This is a genomic window from Stygiolobus sp. CP850M (assembly GCF_037389425.1).
Lineage (GTDB): Archaea > Thermoproteota > Thermoprotei_A > Sulfolobales > Sulfolobaceae > Stygiolobus.
The window spans coordinates 1-17,806 of sequence record NZ_JBBHKR010000107.1 but is presented as its reverse complement, the minus strand read 5'-3'; the positions used below and the strand labels follow the sequence as shown (position 1 = coordinate 17,806).

19 protein-coding genes are annotated in these 17,806 nt (G+C 40.5%); 14 read left to right on the top strand and 5 right to left on the bottom strand.

Going from position 1 to position 17,806, the window contains the following annotated elements; all coding sequences use genetic code 11:
- Positions 1-28 precede the first annotated feature (28 nt).
- A complete protein-coding gene (locus WIW89_RS13250; protein ID WP_337721108.1) occupies positions 29-406 on the top strand; it encodes a DUF5751 family protein in 378 nt (125 codons plus the stop codon).
- A 58-nt stretch (positions 407-464) separates the two neighbouring features.
- A complete protein-coding gene (locus tag WIW89_RS13245) occupies positions 465-1,826 on the top strand; it encodes a digeranylgeranylglycerophospholipid reductase (RefSeq protein WP_337708196.1) in 1,362 nt (453 codons plus the stop codon).
- Here the strand turns inward: WIW89_RS13245 and WIW89_RS13240 are convergent.
- Positions 1,797-3,404, bottom strand: coding sequence for a DUF2070 family protein (locus tag WIW89_RS13240; protein WP_337721107.1), 1,608 nt, complete (start codon positions 3,402-3,404; stop codon positions 1,797-1,799). The two genes, WIW89_RS13245 and WIW89_RS13240, sit on opposite strands and share 30 nt — an antisense overlap.
- Positions 3,405-3,431: 27 nt before the next feature.
- Between WIW89_RS13240 and WIW89_RS13235 the strand changes: the two genes are divergently transcribed.
- The 6 genes from WIW89_RS13235 to WIW89_RS13210 are packed head-to-tail and all read left to right on the top strand — an operon-like array spanning position 3,432 to position 8,445.
- Positions 3,432-3,722, top strand: coding sequence for a hypothetical protein (locus WIW89_RS13235; protein WP_337701928.1), 291 nt, complete (start codon positions 3,432-3,434; stop codon positions 3,720-3,722).
- Positions 3,709-4,503 (top strand): HAD-IIA family hydrolase, encoded by a 795-nt coding sequence (locus tag WIW89_RS13230; RefSeq protein WP_337721106.1) that lies wholly within the window; start codon positions 3,709-3,711, stop codon positions 4,501-4,503. The genes WIW89_RS13235 and WIW89_RS13230 overlap by 14 nt, the downstream gene beginning before the upstream one ends.
- 35 nt (positions 4,504-4,538) lie before the next feature.
- The gene (locus WIW89_RS13225) at positions 4,539-6,239 is read left to right on the top strand and encodes a succinate dehydrogenase flavoprotein subunit (RefSeq protein ID WP_337721105.1); all 1,701 of its coding nucleotides are present in this window, start codon (positions 4,539-4,541) and stop codon (positions 6,237-6,239) included.
- A gap of 16 nt (positions 6,240-6,255) precedes the next feature.
- Positions 6,256-7,212, top strand: coding sequence for a succinate dehydrogenase/fumarate reductase iron-sulfur subunit (locus WIW89_RS13220; protein WP_337701922.1), 957 nt, complete (start codon positions 6,256-6,258; stop codon positions 7,210-7,212).
- Between the two features lies 1 nt (position 7,213).
- Positions 7,214-8,086, top strand: coding sequence for a CoB--CoM heterodisulfide reductase iron-sulfur subunit B family protein (locus tag WIW89_RS13215; protein ID WP_337721104.1), 873 nt, complete (start codon positions 7,214-7,216; stop codon positions 8,084-8,086).
- On the top strand, positions 8,086-8,445 hold the full coding sequence (locus tag WIW89_RS13210; protein ID WP_337721103.1) for a succinate dehydrogenase: 360 nt from the start codon (positions 8,086-8,088) through the stop codon (positions 8,443-8,445). Before WIW89_RS13215 ends, WIW89_RS13210 begins: the two co-directional genes overlap by 1 nt.
- A 111-nt stretch (positions 8,446-8,556) precedes the next feature.
- Here the strand turns inward: WIW89_RS13210 and WIW89_RS13205 are convergent, their stop codons facing one another.
- The gene (locus tag WIW89_RS13205; protein ID WP_337701992.1) at positions 8,557-9,918 is read right to left on the bottom strand and encodes a vWA domain-containing protein; all 1,362 of its coding nucleotides are present in this window, start codon (positions 9,916-9,918) and stop codon (positions 8,557-8,559) included.
- Positions 9,909-11,066: an AAA family ATPase gene (locus WIW89_RS13200; protein WP_337701916.1), complete on the bottom strand. Its 1,158-nt coding sequence runs from the start codon at positions 11,064-11,066 to the stop codon at positions 9,909-9,911. Before WIW89_RS13200 ends, WIW89_RS13205 begins: the two co-directional genes overlap by 10 nt.
- A gap of 202 nt (positions 11,067-11,268) precedes the next feature.
- Between WIW89_RS13200 and WIW89_RS13195 the strand changes: the two genes are divergently transcribed.
- Genes WIW89_RS13195 through WIW89_RS13175 form a run of 5 tightly spaced genes read left to right on the top strand, consistent with a single transcriptional unit; the run spans position 11,269 to position 15,763 of the window.
- Complete coding sequence (locus WIW89_RS13195; protein WP_337701914.1) at positions 11,269-11,709, top strand: single-stranded DNA-binding protein; 441 nt, start codon at positions 11,269-11,271, stop codon at positions 11,707-11,709.
- 29 nt (positions 11,710-11,738) lie between these two features.
- Positions 11,739-12,020 carry a PqqD family protein gene (locus WIW89_RS13190; protein ID WP_337708238.1) on the top strand — a complete coding sequence of 94 codons (282 nt, stop codon included), beginning with the start codon at positions 11,739-11,741 and terminating at the stop codon, positions 12,018-12,020.
- A gap of 32 nt (positions 12,021-12,052) precedes the next feature.
- Positions 12,053-13,690 carry a molybdopterin-binding protein gene (locus tag WIW89_RS13185; RefSeq protein WP_337721102.1) on the top strand — a complete coding sequence of 546 codons (1,638 nt, stop codon included), beginning with the start codon at positions 12,053-12,055 and terminating at the stop codon, positions 13,688-13,690.
- A gap of 32 nt (positions 13,691-13,722) precedes the next feature.
- Positions 13,723-14,658 (top strand): homoserine kinase, encoded by a 936-nt coding sequence (locus WIW89_RS13180; protein ID WP_337721101.1) that lies wholly within the window; start codon positions 13,723-13,725, stop codon positions 14,656-14,658.
- Entirely contained in the window at positions 14,642-15,763 is a 1,122-nt protein-coding gene (locus WIW89_RS13175; protein WP_337721100.1) for an aminotransferase class I/II-fold pyridoxal phosphate-dependent enzyme, read from the top strand. Before WIW89_RS13180 ends, WIW89_RS13175 begins: the two co-directional genes overlap by 17 nt.
- Here the strand turns inward: WIW89_RS13175 and WIW89_RS13170 are convergent.
- Complete coding sequence (locus tag WIW89_RS13170; protein ID WP_337701907.1) at positions 15,756-16,070, bottom strand: hypothetical protein; 315 nt, start codon at positions 16,068-16,070, stop codon at positions 15,756-15,758. The genes WIW89_RS13175 and WIW89_RS13170 overlap by 8 nt on opposite strands.
- Positions 16,049-16,594 (bottom strand): hypothetical protein, encoded by a 546-nt coding sequence (locus WIW89_RS13165; RefSeq protein ID WP_337721099.1) that lies wholly within the window; start codon positions 16,592-16,594, stop codon positions 16,049-16,051. Before WIW89_RS13165 ends, WIW89_RS13170 begins: the two co-directional genes overlap by 22 nt.
- Positions 16,595-16,719: 125 nt before the next feature.
- On the opposite strand from WIW89_RS13165, the gene WIW89_RS13160 reads away from it, so the two are divergent.
- Positions 16,720-17,730: a DUF1152 domain-containing protein gene (locus WIW89_RS13160; protein WP_337721098.1), complete on the top strand. Its 1,011-nt coding sequence runs from the start codon at positions 16,720-16,722 to the stop codon at positions 17,728-17,730.
- Positions 17,731-17,806: the final 76 nt, after the last annotated feature.

Genomic DNA, 17,806 nt, shown 5'->3' with positions numbered 1-17,806 from the left:
TAATACTTTACAACAAGAGCAAAAATAGATGAAAGCATTACTAGTCCTTGTAGCAATGAAAGATGAGAACTTAGAGAAAACCTTTAGAAAGATCTTTGCAGACGTGAGGTCAAGCGGGGCTAAAAAAGTGCTTATTAACGTAATATCACAACAACCTTTCCATAAGGTCGTGGATTACATAAGGGAGCCAATGTTAGACAATATAGACATAGGATACGAACTTTTCTTATGGAAAAGGGAAGATATGTCTAAAGTCGTAGAGGAAAATAGCAAAAAAGAGATTGATGGAGTCCTCTTATACTGTGATAACGAAAACAGGAGTTTGATAGAGAAATTATTCTCTCAATTACCTAACAATATTCGCGTAAACTTACTTAAGGATAACTGCAGAAACCCTAGTGTATAGATAAGTAGAAAATAGTTTTAAAGCCTACTAATTGAGTAAGAGAAATAGCGTGAATAGTTTGAAGGAATTAAAATATGATGTGTTAATCATCGGAGGCGGTTTTGCAGGTGCAAGTACTGCTTACCACCTAGCAGGACACGGACTGAAAGTCCTTCTAATAGACAGTAAAACTTGGAACAGAATTGGAGATAAGCCCTGCGGAGATGCTGTAAGTAAAGCCCACTTCGATAGGCTCGGTATGCCTTATCCGAGAGGGGATGAGTTGGAGAACAAAATAAGCGGTATAAAATTGTACAGCCCCGATATGGAGACTGTTTGGACTGTTAAAGGGGAAGGATTCGAGCTTAACGCACCGGCTTATAACCAAAGGATACTCAGAGAAGCAGAAGCTAAAGGAGTAGAGATATGGGATCAGACGACCGCAGTAAAACCCATAATTGATCATGATACTGTCGTAGGTGCCGTATTGAACAATAGAAGAACTAATGAAGAAGTTACGGTTTACACTAAAGTGGTAGTTGAAGCTACCGGTTACTCCAGAAGTTTCAGAAGCAAACTACCTCCAGTCCTTCCAGTAGCTGAGGACTTAGACGAAAGGGATACAGATATCGCGTACAGAGAGGTCTTATTAACTAAAGACGATGTAGAAGATAGTGACTATTTGAGGATCTATGTGACTCAAAAAGCCTCCCCCGGAGGTTATTGGTGGTACTTCCCCAAGGGTAAGGACAAAGTAAATGTGGGACTGGGAATTCAAGGAGGTATGGGATACGGAAGTATCCACGAGTATTATAAGAAGTACTTGGACACTTACGCACCTGATGTGGACAAAAATAAGTTGTTAGTAAAAGGAGGAGCACTTGTTCCGACGAGAAGACCCCTCTATTCAATGGTCTGGAATGGAATTATAGTAGTCGGCGATTCAGCTTATACAGTTAACCCAGTTCACGGCGGTGGTAAGGGCTCAGCAATGATCTCAGGGTACTGTGCAGCAAGGACTATCTTATCAGCATATGAGACTGGTGACTTTACTACAAACGGTCTATGGAACATGAACTTATGCTACATAAACGAATACGGAGCTAAACAAGCCAGCTTAGATATATTCAGAAGGTTCCTACAAAAACTCACCGATGAGGACATAGATTACGGGATGAAGAGGAAAGTCATAAAAGAGGAAGACCTACTTGAGGCAAGCGAGAAAGGGGACTTGCACTTATCAGCTGCCGATAAAGCTATGAGAGTTATATCAGCTTTAGGTAGACCCTCTCTACTGTTCAAGTTAAAGACCGTTGCTGACTACATGAAGAGGATAAAACAACTATACCTTAACTATCCTCAATCTCCTACAATGTTAAACCAGTGGAAAGAAAGTGTAGATAGGACGATACTAGAGTTTAATAACGCCATTAGTAATTAGTATAAGCAACAAAGACAACATCAGCGGGGAAACTAGTGGTATCCAAAAAGTCCTTATTGTGTAGTTTCCCACCTCTTCTAAAGCCGTTACAAAGTTCGAAAGCATTTTTCCTAAAACTTTTACACCTTTTACATCTATCTCCTTAACACTAACCTTTACCTCCTTCAGGTCTGAGATTGCCTCCCTCGTTAGGTTTTCGGCAAGATCTAATAATTCTTTGCAATATTGTGCTGGTAAATAAAGATCTCTCATTGAAGACGCGGTACACGTGTGATCATCGGGTGTAACTAAAAGAGGGAAGTCCACAAGCTTACCTATTCTTTCTCTAATTGCTTTAGTTAGAGAAGGATCGGAGTTATTGGCATATAGGTAAATTATCCCTACTTTCTTTTCCCCATCTGAAATTACTATCACCCTCACCACATTCTTACATAGTCCTTCACAATTCTTTACCATACCTTCCTTTATAGCTACAAGTAGTGGTTTTAACGTAGCTGATCTCCTGAACTTTTTCACGTTCTCCACGTTTTCTATTATACATTTATCCGAGTGACTTGGTAATTCCTCACTTAAATACTCGTTATGACAATCAACAATATAGTCTGCACCCTTTGTCACATAATCCCACAGTTTCAAGGGCAGGTCATCTATCCCCTTGCCAGGTCTCTCAACGAATGTAAGGGATGAGTTTGAAAACAATAATGTAACACCCCTGAAATTACAACGAGAGCTCCAAGGGTATATCCCATAAAAGGTTTGATCCTTCCAGTTTGTCTCGTTAATCTCTTCGGAAAAGACTAATTTAGCTACCTCCTTTGTTTGCTTATTACTTGTAATATCTATCTCATGACTACCAGGACCGTGAAAAACTATGTTGTTTGGATTCAACTCTTCTAAGTGGTAAAGGAACTTAGAACTACCTATTTCACCGCTTAGCCCGAAATGTATTTTCGGTAGGACAAAGAAGTGATCTGTAAACCTAAACATACCGATCCTTAAGTTAGTTTTAATCCCTAGCCCGTCAAGGAATTTTTCTAATGCCTCGTAGTCCTTTTTAACTATCCCTTCTATGAAAGGTCTTACAATCTGTAACGACTTGAGACCCGTAAGCTTTTCTCCCTTTCTGTTCAATAAATAAACGTAAATATAGAAAATACCCGTAATTGTAAGGGAATAAATTAATATGTATAACCTAAAGCCAAAAGTTATAGACGGTACAAAAGTGGACAAAAACATAATTAAAGTAGCTTTTGCTTCCGACTTACTAGCTAAGCTTCCGTATCCGACTAGAGGGGCAATAATGCCGAAGGACAAGAGGAAGTCTCTCGAAAAAAAGGGGAAAATGAGGTAAATAAACGCAGTTAAGTCTAAGAAAAACAATGTAACTTTTAGCTCTCTCAGGAGAATTAACATTACTGAGAAGTATAAGATTAATGAGATGAAATATTCTATTCCTAGCGTTAAGCTTCGTAAGTAGACTAAAGCGCTCTCAAGAACCGATATGCCGGAAATCACCTTAATATTTGGTAAACTTTTAATCTTCGAGTAATATTTTCTCGTAATAGTTTCAGAATTCACATTTTTAACAGTGATATGGGGGTTAAAATGTTGTTGTCTAAGGACGACTTAGGAGTGGATAAATTGCTTAGGAAAAGTAGCGACGAATGTGAAATTTACATAGCCGAGAAGGGAGGAAAAGTGTTTCTAATAGGGGTTTACAGCGGACGATATAGCAAATACTACTTTAAAATCACCCCAGCTTTTACCGGAAAATGGAATTGTGAAGCATTATTATACTACCCCTTCGGGTATTTTGGCTTTAGCGATAATGAAAGTGAATTAAAAATTAAGGTCAGCGAAAAAGTTAAAGAGTTTGAGACAAATGTCCTTAAATGACTACGAGTTAATAATTAGTGACGTTGACGGAGTGTTGATGAGAGAAGGAGAACCAATATGGCCTAACATATATGCGATAAGAAATTTGATTGATTCCGACCGTAAAGTATTACTCCTAACGAATAATTCAGGTTTTAGTAGAGTTCTCCTTTCTAGACAACTCAATTCCTTAGGTCTGAAAATTTCTCCCGACCATATTATAACTAGCGGTACTGCTGCTGCAATCTACATGAAAGAGAAAACCGACATAAAGACCGTATTTGTAGTAGGAGAGGAAGGGCTTGTAGAGGAACTTAAAAACCACGGCTTTAGGCTCCTTAACACGAGAGACTTAGAAGAGGAGACACCTGACGCTGTAGTTGTAGGCTTAGACAGGCTTTGCACATACGAAAAACTCTCCGCGGCGATGAGGGCAGTATATAACGGAGCTAAATTCATTGTTACTAACATGGATAGACTATGGCCTTCTAGAGACGGTCTTAAACTAGGTGCTGGAGCGTTGGCCAATGCCATCTCCTATGCGTTGAAAAGAACACCAGACTTTGTCGCTGGTAAACCTAACCCTTGGATGATCGAGGTAGCTTTCATGATAACAAAATTAGACAGAGGGTTTAACAAGGCCGTCATGATAGGAGATCAACTCGAGACTGACATAAAAATGGGGATCAACGCTGGTATAGACACTGTTCTAGTTTTGACAGGCATTTCTACCACTAAGGACGTGGAGAATAGTGATGTTAAACCTAAATTTGTTGTACGTACCTTGCAAGAATTAATATGAACAAGGTTTTTAAATGAATTTACGTCAATCATCTTATGGAGAAAGTTAATTATGACGTAGTGGTTATCGGGGCTGGTTTAGCTGGATTAATGGCTTCTCATGAAATAGCTTCTGCCGGATATAGTGTTGCCGTCATTTCAAAAGTTTTCCCCACAAGATCCCACTCTTCAGCTGCTGAAGGAGGAATAGCCGCGTACATAGATGGAAATTCTGACCCTAATGACAACCCCGATTACATGGCTTACGACACGATTAAAGGAGGAGACTATCTTGTAGACCAAGATGCGGCAGAACTTTTAGCTTACAAATCAGGTGAGATCGTCAAGATCTTAGAAAGTTGGGGTACATTATTCAATAGACAACCCGATGGTAGAATTGCCGTAAGGTATTTCGGAGGGCAGACGTATCCTAGAACCAGGTTTGTTGGTGATAAAACTGGAATGGCACTTCTCCATACTGTTTACGAGAGGACATCAGGTCTTGGAAAAGTTGACTTTTACTTCGAGTGGTTTGCGTGGGAGCTAGTTAGGGACGAGAGCAGGGTTAGGGGAGTAGTTGCCTTCGACATGAGGAATATGATTCCAGTATTCTTCAAAGCTAGGGCTGTAGTAATTGCTTCAGGAGGCATGGGGATGCTGTATAAACACACCACTAATAGTTACATCAACACTGGCGACGGATATGCAATGGCTCTGAGAGCCGGTGTAGCGTTGAAAGACCCTGAATTCGTTCAGTTTCATCCCACAGCTCTCTATCCGTCAGACATTCTCATAAGCGAGGCAGCGAGGGGCGAGGGAGGAATCCTCAGAAACAACAAAGGAGAGAGGTTCATGGCTAGATACGCCCCTAAGAAACTCGATCTAGCCCCTAGGGATATAGCCTCTAGGGCTATCCTTACCGAAGTTAAGGAAGGTAGAGGGTTCCCTGGTGGATATGTAGGTCTTGACTTAACACACTTAGGTGAAGATTACATTAAGGAAAGACTTGCCTTGGCATATGAAGCTGCAAAAGCCTTCGCTGGAATTGACGCTACCAAAGAGATGATACCGGTAAGACCGGCTCAGCACTATTATATGGGAGGTATAGATGTAAACATTGAAGGTAGAAACCCTGACATAATAGGTCTATTTGCTGCTGGCGAAGCCGCATGTGTTTCTGTGCACGGTGCTAATAGGCTAGGTTCCAACTCCCTGCTGGAGACTTTGGTTTTCGGTAGGGAAACTGGAAGAGCAGTAGTTGAGTTCCTTAAGTCTTATACTGAGCCATCATCAGATATAGATAAAGAGGCTGAAAAAGCGGAACAGACAGCTTACGACGTTGTCAAGAGAGAGAGTGGAGTTCACTTCGGAGAAGTAGTCAATAAATTAAGGGAGGTCATGTGGGAGGACGTAGGTGTGTTCAGGAATGAGGATAGGATGAAAAACGCGGTATCTGAAATACTAAAGCTAAGAGAAATGGCAAAAGACACTTACGTATTGGATAAGTCGAACATTTACAACACTGAGTTCTACAACGCGTTAGAGATGAAGAACATGCTGGACTTAGCGTTAGTTTTAGCTTCAACCGCACTTAACAGAAAGGAATCTAGAGGTGCCCATTACAGATTAGATTATCCGAAGAGGGATGATGAGAACTGGCTAAAACACACAATTGCATATTTGAGGGGGAACACAGTAGAGATAACCTATAAGCCCGTTAAAATTACCAAGTGGAAACCTGAGGAAAGAGTATACTAAATAAAAGGTGATGGTCATGTCCTTACAGAACGAAGAAGCGGAAGTAATAATAAAAGTAAAGAGGTTTTCCCCAGAAAAAGGTAACTGGTGGCAGGAGTATAAGTTGAAAGTAGATAGGTTTACACAGTTCACTGAAGCCTTGAGAAGGATAAAAACTGAACAAGACCCGACCCTAGCTTACAGAGCGGCATGCCACATGGCTGTATGCGGTAGCTGCGGGATGAAAATAAACGGGGAGCCGAGGCTAGCGTGTAAGACCCTAGTCTTAGATATGGTAAAGAAGTATGAAAGTAACGTAATCACTATAGAGCCAATGGACTACTTCAGACCGATAAAGGATCTGATAGTAGATTTAGATGACTTTTACCAGAGAATGTATAAAGTAAAGCCGAGACTTTATCCAAACGAGCAAGTTTTAAAAGGAGAAGCTGAGCACAGGTTGAAGCCCGAAGACCAGAGGATGTTGTGGAAGTTTGCACAGTGCATATGGTGTGGGCTATGCGTATCTTCTTGCCCGAGTGTTAGAAACGACCCAGAATTCTTGGGCCCTGCAGCTCACGCAAAGGGATTCAGATTTTTGGCAGATCCGAGGGATACAATTACTGAAGAAAGGGAGAAAATATTACTAGATAGTGCATGGAGATGCACTTATTGTTACATGTGTTATAACGTGTGTCCGAGAGATGTTGAGCCTGTTACTGCGATAAAGAAGACTAGGGCTTATACGAAGATAGCTAAGGTGAAAACACCGGTTATAGAGACCGGAGAAAAACACACAGAAGCAGTGTTCAATTCAATCTTCGAAAGCGGAAAAATTGAGGAAGCAAAAGTTTACCTAAGTACTTACGGCCTCATCGGATCCTTAAGGGATATGATATTCTTGCTACAGAGCGGTAAATTAAAGTATGCTCTTATTAAAGAGAAACCCGTAGAGAATATAACTGAAGTAAGAAAGATATTAAGAGGTGAGTAAAATGTCCTACGCCTATTACCCTGGCTGTGCATCTCACGGACTTTCGAAAGATGTAGATATAGCTACTAGGAAGGTCTTTGAGACTCTTGGTCTCAAGTTAGAGGAAGTCAAAGACTGGAACTGCTGCGGGGGAGGCTTCTTAGACGAATATGACGAAATAGGTCACATTGCCTTAAATCTCAGGAACTTATCCATAGTCGAGAAGATGGGCCATACTAAAATGGTCACACCGTGTAGCGTATGCTTACACAGTCACAGATTAGCTACGTTTAAGTATAAAGAGAATAAGGAATTGAGAAAAGAAGCAGAAAAGAGAATGAAGGGAACCTCGATAAGTTATCAGGGTAAAGCAACTGCAGAACACATAGTGTGGGTATTAGTAAGAGACGTAGGAATTGAGAAAATCAAGGAAAGGGTAAAGAGACCTTTAACTGGATTGAAGGTAGCATCTTACTATGGTTGCCAAATGCTAAGACCAGAGGAAATCATGGGTTTTGAACCCGCATTTAAACCTCATAGTATGGAAGACTTGATAGCTGCTACTGGTGCTACCCCAGTTCCATTCCCTATGAACAAGGCTTGTTGTGGATTTCCTCTAATGGGTAGCAATCCTAAAGTTGGGATTAAGCTCGCTTTTAATGTACTCAAAAGTGCCAAGGATCAACAAGCGGACATATTGGTTCATCCTTGTAGCCTCTGCCACTTACAATTAGACTCGCTACAAACTAGAATAATGAGTGAATTTAACGTGAATTGGACGATGCCTGCGATTTATGTCACGCAATTACTGGGGCTAGCTTTCGGATTTTCACCCGAAGAGTTAGGGATAGGTAAATACGCTACCGAAATATTAAAGAGTAAGGGTGTTATTTAATGGATGAGGAAGCTATTATTAACGTTTTCACTAAACTAGGAGGAAAGATTACGAAAGGCTGGTATACAGTAAGTGAGAGGCCTGATAAACCACCGTTTGCTAAGGAATTTGAGTACTCTTTCAGTAATTTCTGGGGGAAAGTTCACTTAAGAAATGAAGGAGACTTATACGTTTATATTATTTCTAAGGATGTATTTAATTGGAAGGACAGAGTTATAGATCTAAAGTTAAGAGGAGAAATCGTAGACGCTGCAGGCGGTCTGATGTGGATAAAAGAAGAAAATGAGAAAAACTTAGAAGAAGACTTGAAATATTTACAGTCATACCTTTCTTCAGTAAAAACTTCCTCATCACATTAGTCAGAGTTCGGGTCTCTCAACATTTTTATACTTTTTCTTAGATTGTAATATAGGCGACGCCATGCTCAGTTGACGCCGCATTAGCGGTGAATGATACTGAGACCTCCGTCTTCATGCTTCTACAACTCTAAGTAAGTCATCATGATCTAACTTATACACGACCAAATACTGATCTGCTACCCTTCTCAAATCCGCGTTGTCTCCTCTGATCATTACGCTTATCAGCGTGGAATTAGCCTCTTTTAATGACCTCCTAACCGTCGTCTCCGCTATCTTATCCTCTCCGTCAGTTAACAATATTATCTCACTAACACCCTTAACATGGCCTTCTTTAATGTCCTCACACGCGGAAATTATAGAACGGCTTATGTCAGTCCCTCCGCCTCCTCTTATTTTACCTATATACTCTATCATCTTTATTATGTCCTTACTTTTAGCGTTCCTTATGACCTTTATTAAGGGATAAGGTATATTGTCGAAGAACCTTATGTAAAAGTCTCTGTTCTCTCTCCTTGCCCTGCTGTATAGTGCTAGTGCTACTGCTTTAGCCCAAATTATCTTTTCCCCATCCATACTGCCTGATTTGTCAAGCAACAAGTAAATTGGTCCTAAAACTTCCTTTATCCTCTTCTGATATAGTAGTAACTGGGATTCTGCCAACTTTATGTAAAATAGCTCTTCAGGGTAAGCTAGCTCGGATGGAACGAGCCTCTCTAGATCTGAACCCTCCTCGTAACCATAAAGCTCACCTCTTGAAAATCTAGTAGTCTTTTTCTTAGTGTAACTGCCGAGCCTCGGCATACCACTTAAGAATTCTAGAATCTTCTTAATCTCAGTATTCCTAGCAAGCCTGAGAACTTCATGTATTTCCCCTTCAAAGTTAAGAATTGAACCAGTACCAGCTCCATTTCCTCCTACGATTCTCTGCATACTCCTTACAGATTCAGCGTCTTCCATAGCCTTATTTAGCGCTTTCTCATGAACTTGCTTCATCAGCTTCTCCATCTGTTGATTCTGCTGTGTCTCACTGTTCTTTTTACCTTCTCTCATTCCGCTACCTTTCATAAGACCGTTCAGTATTTGCTCCGCCATTTGCCTCTCTTCCTGGGACTGGGAAGTTCTCTTAATCCTCTCCAGCTCCTCGATCAAATTCTGAACGTAACTCACAGATAGTGCCATGCTTACTGCGGAATTAGCTATCGAATACTCTCTGTTTCTTAAGACAAGGTCTGAGTTAAGCATCATATCTATAAAATTGAACATAATCTCCTTTTCCTTTGATACTTCACCCTTGGTCTTAGGGATCGGCATCGGTAAATAGTGGAGATAAAACGTATCTATTAGGAAGTTTTCATCTAATTGAATTTCTCTACCTAAAAGTTTTTTCAGAGTATAACTAATCCTCTCCCCCCTATATCTAACTAGAGGGTCATCATAATCTACTCCTCTTAAAAACCCATCGCTCAAGGATATATCCCCAACTTTCTAGCTACTTTCTCCAATAATTTGTCAATCTCATTTATAACCTCTTTTGAAAACTCCTCTACTTTGTCATCTCCGCTTTCCTTACCTAGAGCTAATACTCTATCTCTGGTAGCCCTTAAGCTCCTTATTAACTCAACCAACCTAGGGTCTGACTCGTTAGCAGCTTCCACATATTTACTTGCCTCTTTGACGTTAGAATATATCTCGTTCAATTCCTTCATATACTTAATAGGAGTCTTTAGCTCTTCAGAGAGAAGGGCTGATACCTTCTCGAAATCGTCTAACTCCTTCGGTGCTATATACTTTAACACTATTAGGTCTTCTTCCAGTGCTTTCATTCTACCATTCAATATTGAGTGAGCCGATACAATTTTCAATACCTTACCCTTTCTTCTGTCGCTTAAGTGTATACCTTTCTCCTCAAGGATTGCATAAAGTTTCAGCAGCTTACCTTTTACCGCTGACAAGTCGACTTGAGGGATCAGAGTATAAAGTTCGTCCAACTGTTGAATACTCATCAGTGGTTCGGAAACATTCCACTTCCCCGAAAACTCGTAGTCCCAAGCGGAGTTTATCAAATCTTTCCATAGGTCCTCGCTTACGGGTCTTGCGTAGTGTCTCAACAAGAGTCTGTCATATAGAGCGTCTAACTCTGGTTCGTCAGGCACTCTGTTGCTGGCAGATATTAGAGTTCTCAAGGGAACTTTAATGACATTGTAACCGTCATATATTACCCTCTCGTTTAGCAATGAGAGTAAGGCGTTCAGGATTGCGGAATTCGCGTTGAATATTTCATCTAAGAACGCGATTTCGCTCTCTGGAAGTCTATCTTTTGTTATTCTTTTATAAATCCCCTGCTTTAATGCGTTTATATCAAGTGCACCGAATAACTCTGCAGGTTCAGTATACTTAGTTAGGAGATACATGAAGAACTTAGCATTAAGCAGATCAGCAGCTCTTCTAGCTAATGCGGATTTAGCGGTTCCGGGCTCACCTATGAGTATTACGTGCTCTTTTGAGAGCAAAGCCAAAGTTATTACTTTTGCCTCCTCTTCTCTACCTACGAAAGGAGCAGATAGTGCTTCTATGAATTTTTTAGGATATTCTAATAGCTGATTGACGTTATTATTACTCACAATAGTATCCCATGAATATTATAGATACTCAGCTTAAAAGTTGACATTAGTATGAATTACATTTCTTGTTTTAAATATATGATTTAATTGCTCTTGGTTATTAACACAAGTGTCCGTGTTTTTCCTCTTAATTAACGATTCACATAAATTTTTATACTACGACGAGAAAATCACTATTAACAAATTTCGAGAGTCGAATCGTATGGGAGAAGAAAAAGTAGGTAACTTAAAACCCGGAATGGAAAACGTAAACCTAACCGTAAGAGTAATAGAAGCAGGAGAACCAAGACAAATACAAACAAAGAACGGAACAAGAACTATAAGCGAAGCGATAGTCGGAGACGAAACAGGTAGGATAAAGTTAACGTTATGGGGAAACTTAGCTGGTTCTGTTAAGGCTGGCTCGGTAGTAAAGATAGATAATGCATGGACCACCGCTTTTAAAGGACAAGTTCAGTTAAACGCTGGAAGTAAATCTCAGATAACAGAAACACAAGAAGACGGAGTTCCAGAGGCAGACCAAATACCAGAAAACGTACCATCAGCTGGAGACTACAGAAGACCTCCTCAGAGGGGAGGAAGAAGGTTTGGAGGAAGGAGACCGAGACCTAGGAGAGAAGACGAAGGGGAGGAAGAAGAGTGAGTAGTGATTTAGGTCCTGAAAAAGAAGGAATTAGCTTCGACCAAGTAAAGGACTTAAAACCCCAAAAGATTGGCGAGTTTATAGATAAGAGTGAAGACGAAGAAGGCTATATAATCAAAGTCTCTGAGGACAAAGTTTACGAGCTAGCTCCCATAGCTTATTACGTATGGGAGATGTGTGATGGTAACAGAACCGTAACTCAAATCGTAAATCAGATAAGTCAAGAGGCAAACTTATCTCCTGAACAAGTAAGAGAACCTATCGTAATGGTTCTGAACGAACTGAAAAAAGCCTCCCTCATAAGCATGTAAAGATATAAATGGTTTTTCATATTTCTTTTTACATGCGTGCGATCTTAAAGGAAGAAAATCTTTTAACAGTAGATGAAGCGTTAAAGAAGTTTATTTCGTCCTTACCTCCTTCTCTTCCCGATACTGAAGAAGTAGACTTATTGTCCTCTTTAGGGAGAATATCTGCTGAGGACGTTTTCTCACCTCTCGACATACCTCCTTTCTCACGTTCCACTGTAGACGGCTATGCTATAATATCCGATGAAACTCCAGGGGAATTCAGAGTCATAGATAAAGTCAGTATAGGTGAAGGCAAACAAGTCAAGTTAAATCGCGGGGAGGCTATTGAAATCGACACGGGAGCAATTATTCCCAGCGGGGCCACTGCTGTAGTCAAAGTAGAGGAAACTATTAGGGACGGTAACAAGGTAAAAGTTGCTAAGAGACTGAGGTTCGGTGAGAACATAGGCTGGGTAGGTAGTGACATACCTAAGGGCATGTTAATTCTAAGAAAAGGTGAAAGAATTACCCCAGAGAAAATCGCGTTACTTTCTTCAGTAGGCATAAACAAAGTGAGGGTTTACCGTAAACTAAAGATATACATAATTGCAACCGGTGACGAGTTGGTAAAACCTGGGGAGAAGCTGACCACTGGAAAGATCTACGAGTCCAATACATATTATTTAGCCTCTAGGCTGACAATGCTTGGATACGAGGTGATAGGAAACGTGCTAGTCCCTGATAACAAGGAGAAAATAAGTGAAGAACTCTCACGCGGGTTGGAAAAAGCTGACGCTGTGATCCTGACTGGGGGAACTAGTGCTGGAGAGAAGGACTACGTTCACGAGGTAATTAAGGAGCAAGGTACGATAATTGTTCACGGGATAAAGTTCAAACCCGGAAAACCTACAATCCTAGCTAAGGTAAAAGAAAAACCTGTATTCGGTCTACCGGGGAACATAGTATCAACTATTATGATCAGCGAACAAATAGTCGAGAAATACTTAGCACTTATGAGCGGAAGCGAGGCTGAAGTACAGATTACCATTGAAGCAGTAGCCATGAGTAGAATAACCGCCGATAAGAAAAGGTTCACTTATGTCCCGGTTTTTCTATTTAAAAAAGGCAATGATTTCTATGCTCTCTCAGTTCCTTTCGATAGCTACATGATCGGCACGTTTGCCCTTGCGGACGGTTACGTTGGGTTAAACCCCGGCGAGGAGGTAGAAGAAGGTGGGAAGGTTAAAGTTTACGTGAGGAGGATTGATCCCGGCCCTATTTATATAGGCGAAGAAGAACCTACATTAATGGCTAAATTACCTTCCGCTTTTAGACGTTTACCTTTGGGCACATTCGCTGCACTTAAGGCATTGAAGTACGGTGTAGGAGATATAATTGTGGTAAGCGACCTTCTAGACAACAATAATAGTGAGGGTGATAGGACATTAGAGAGGAATATTATGGAGATCGGTGAGGGAGATGTGATAGGATATTGGGATTGGGTCGGGATGTCTAAGCTGGTAGAGAATCCTGCCGTAAAACTAAGGTATCCCTCTTCAGCCCTCAACTTCTTAGGGAAGGCTAAAATATTCGTACCCCACACGATATTAAACCAAGGGAAAGTCGTTGCTAAAGAGAAATTGAAAATTTTCTTAAGAAATACTGAAGTTAGAAAGTACTTAATAACATAATTCTTTATTAGTAATGTGTCAGCATTACGCCTATGCAAGAGAAAATTGTAATTGCTAAAGCCTATTCTTCCTCAGCAAATTTGGGTGCTGGTTTTGACATTTTGGCTATGGCCCATGACGCTTTTCATGATATAGTTGAGATAAGCTCACAACCCTCGTCCTCCCTTCAAGTTCAAGTAGAAGCCAACGGGGTACCTAAAGAACCGGAACGTAACTCCGCGAGTTTTGCTCTCATGAAGATGCTGGAAGAGTTCGGTATTAAGGCTAAAGTGAAGGTAAAGGTAAACAAGGGTGTACCACCAGGGTTAGGGATGGGGAGTAGCGGGGCTTCCGCGGCAGCAGCTGTGGTTGGCGGAAACGAACTTTTTAACCTAGGCTTAAGCAAAGACGATCTAGTAAGGTTCTCGATGCAAGGTGAGATCGCTTCTTCGGGCTCGCCTCACCCAGATAACGTAGCTGCTAGCGTGGTAGGCGGAGTAGTAGCCGTTATATCCGGCGAGCCCGTGAGAGTGTCTGAAATACCCATAAACCTGGACTTCAGTCTAATACTTTTCATCCCTAAGGTGACGATAGAGGCAAAGACTAAGAGAGCAAGGGAAATGGTACCTAAACAGATCGAGCTCCAAAAACTTGTTAAGAACTCTAGGTATCTCTCTTCTTTAATCTTGGGACTCATAAAAGGGGATAGGGATTTAGTTAGATTAGGTCTTAACGACGATATTGTAGAAAGGTCTAGGGAATCCCTCTTCCCGTATTACTGGAAGTTAAAAGAAGAAGTGGTAAAGTATAATGCAATAGGTGCATGTGTTAGCGGAGCTGGACCGACTATAGCTGTATTCGTTGATGAAAAATCTGAAAGGGATGAAATTATAAAGAGAGGACTTAAAATTTGTGAGTCGTATGGTTATGAATGTAACTTTAAAGATGCAAAAATAGCAAGAGGTGCTTGGGTTGAGAGACGGAACTAAGGTCACTAAAGAGGGAATAGATCAAGAGACCGGAGCTATAACTACGCCCATCTATCAGACTTCGTCTTATGCCTATCCAATCGGTGAAAAGTATAGATACAGTAGGGAAGTAAACCCGACCGTCCTTAAGTTAGCCGAGATGATCGCGGATTTAGAAGAGGCGGAAATGGGGGTAGCTTTTTCTTCAGGCATGGGAGCTATTTCCTCGACTTTACTAACCCTCGTTAAACCGGGTAGCAAAGTCCTGATTCATAGAGATATGTTCGGTAGGACTTACAGATTTTTCAATGATTTCCTTAAGAGCTGGGGAGTCAAAGTAGATGCAGCAAACCCAGGGAAAATCATTGAAGCCGCAGCTAGCGATAAGTACGATATTGTTTTCGTAGAAAACATATCCAACCCAATTTTGCGTGTAGTAGACGTAGTAACGTTGTCTAAGGTTTGTAGAGAAAACAATAGTTTATTAATAGTCGACTCCACATTTGCCACTCCGATAAACCAAAAACCTATTGTTCAGGGAGCTGATATAGTCCTTCACAGTGCCTCTAAGTTTATCGCCGGTCATAATGATGTGATAGCAGGCTTAGCTGCTGGTAAGAAAGATTATATGACTAAAATAGACTTAATAAGGAGGACATTAGGCACGTCTTTAGACCCACATGCAGCATACCTAGTAATAAGAGGGATGAAGACTTTGAAGATAAGAATGGACGTAATTAACTCAAACTCACTTAAGATAGCGGAGTTCCTGACGGAGCATCCTAAGGTGAGGACGGTATATTATCCGGGTTTAAAAACACATCCAGATTATGAGATAGCAAGAAAGGTATTAAAGGGATTCGGTGGAGTTGTAAGCTTTGACGTTAAGGGTACTATGGAAGACTCTATCAGGTTAATGAATAAGTTTAACGTGATTTTAGCTGCCCAGACACTAGGTGGAGTAAATTCTACTATTTCCCACCCAGCTACGATGTCACATCGTACGTTGTCACCAGAAGAGAGAAAACTAGTAGGCATAACTGACACAATGTTAAGACTTTCGGTAGGAATAGAAGACGTAGATGACTTAATAGAAGACCTTGACAAAGCTTTGTCTTCTATATAAGAGTTCTAATTTCATTTTTTAGTTCTTCCATTAGCATTCCTTTTATCTCTTCTTTGTGAAGCCTGGTGAGGTGCAAGTATAACCCCTTCTTAGTAAAGGGACCTTTACCGCACAGTTTACAGTATAACAAAGTCTCTTTATGGTCTACAAGCCAAAAGGCCACTTTCTGTGATACTCTCTTTGCTATGACTTTTGAAGAAAGACCTACAAGCTTTTCTATCTCCTCATCTTTAACGTTTATTTTACTAGCATATCTTGCCGTAACCTCAACTAGTTTTTCAGCCGTTATTGATAGCCCGCTATCCATTTAGAATCCCACACACTAGCTATTGCGATAGCTATTGCGAATATTGATATCAACCTGAGCTGCTGCTTAGTTATATCTCCTTCCAAGAATTTTTTAATTTCACTGAGGTCAATACCCAAGACCCTTAATACCCTTTCAATCCTTACTTCTACTTCCTTGTAAAATACTGGGAGGTTTCCGTTACTCAACTCCCTCTTAGCTTCGATCACTATGTCCAAGGTCTCTCCTAACTCATCCTCCGTTATTTCAGGGAAGATTTTAGTTAGTTTCTTATTTATTTTACTCCCAACTATTTCCGCCATTCCAGGGGAATAGTCTATTGGGACTAAAAAGGACACCCAAGCGTCTACATACCTTCTTACAGTCTCTTTTACTTCTTCACTTTCACCTTCTAGTTCTTCTACAATAGATGCAGCTGCAAGTATATGAGATAATGCTTCTCCTATTCTTAAGTTCACGTCGACTGTTTGTGAATATTCATTATTAGTTATATACGAGCTTAAGTTATCAATTACATCGCTCATTTACGAACACTAATGACATTCTTACCCGTGATATTGTTTAAAGTATCAGATCAGATAATACGCGTTAACCTAACCTATTACTTTGAGTACTTCTTATTACTTAACCTCAAGTATAAAATGACATAATGGTTAAATATGATTCGATGAGAGCATTCGTTTTTGGACTGGGCGGAGGAGGGGACGTAGTATCAGCATATGTTGCTGCTCTTTACTTGAGATCAAAAGGATATGACACTATTATAGGAGCAGTGACTTGGGAAAGATATGTGGAAGACCCCGTACCGGGGCCTATATGTGACTTCGAAAACACTGTAAAGATAAATGATATAATAAGGGAACTAAACCAAAACTCTTATGCAATCAGGTTGGGTAAATTAGTAACACCACAAATCGTCAGGCTAATGAGAGCTGTTAATATGCAGAAAGGCTATGCGATATGTATTAAGGAAGGGCTGAGGGAAATAGTATCAGGTATTAACGATTTCCTTCAATCTATGAAAATCGACTTTGTTTTAGGAGTTGACGCTGGGGGAGATGTCTTAGCTAAGGGGTGTGAAGAGACATTAGGTAGTCCGTTAATAGACTTCATGATGTTAAACGTGTTAGGGAAATTGAGAACAAGGTCTCTGTTAGCAACAATCGGTGCAGGTAGTGACGGTGAGCTAGAGCATGACTATATTCTCAAGAGGATCGCTGAAATAGCGTCTCTAGGTGGATTAAAGGATAGTAAAGGTATTGACGAGGAGACGGCGAAAGAACTTGAAAAAGTGCTTAAGGAGGTTCGAACAGAGGCGTCTAGAATTCCTTATCAGGCGTTTAAGGGACTCTTTGGTGAAGTTAAGATCAGAGACGGGGCTCGAAGAGTATATGTAACTCCCGTTTCCTCGATTATGTTCTTCTTAGACCCTAAAGTCGTGATAGAAACTTCACCTATTGCTAAGGTCTTGAGCGAATTCACGTCACTTGAAGATGCTGACAGAAGGTTGAACGAAGTTGGAATCTTTACTGAATACGATCTAGAAAAAGACCTATTTTCAACTTACGGGACTAGGAGTAGTGAGGTTAACGGAGAGGATGTTATTAAAATTAGAACTGACGGTAAAAAGAGGTTGGGTGGGATAAAATTAAAGTGTTAATCATAGAAAAAATCTAAAAACGTTCTTTGAAGTCTTTTATTTAATGAAATTCACTATATATACTGTGAAGACCATT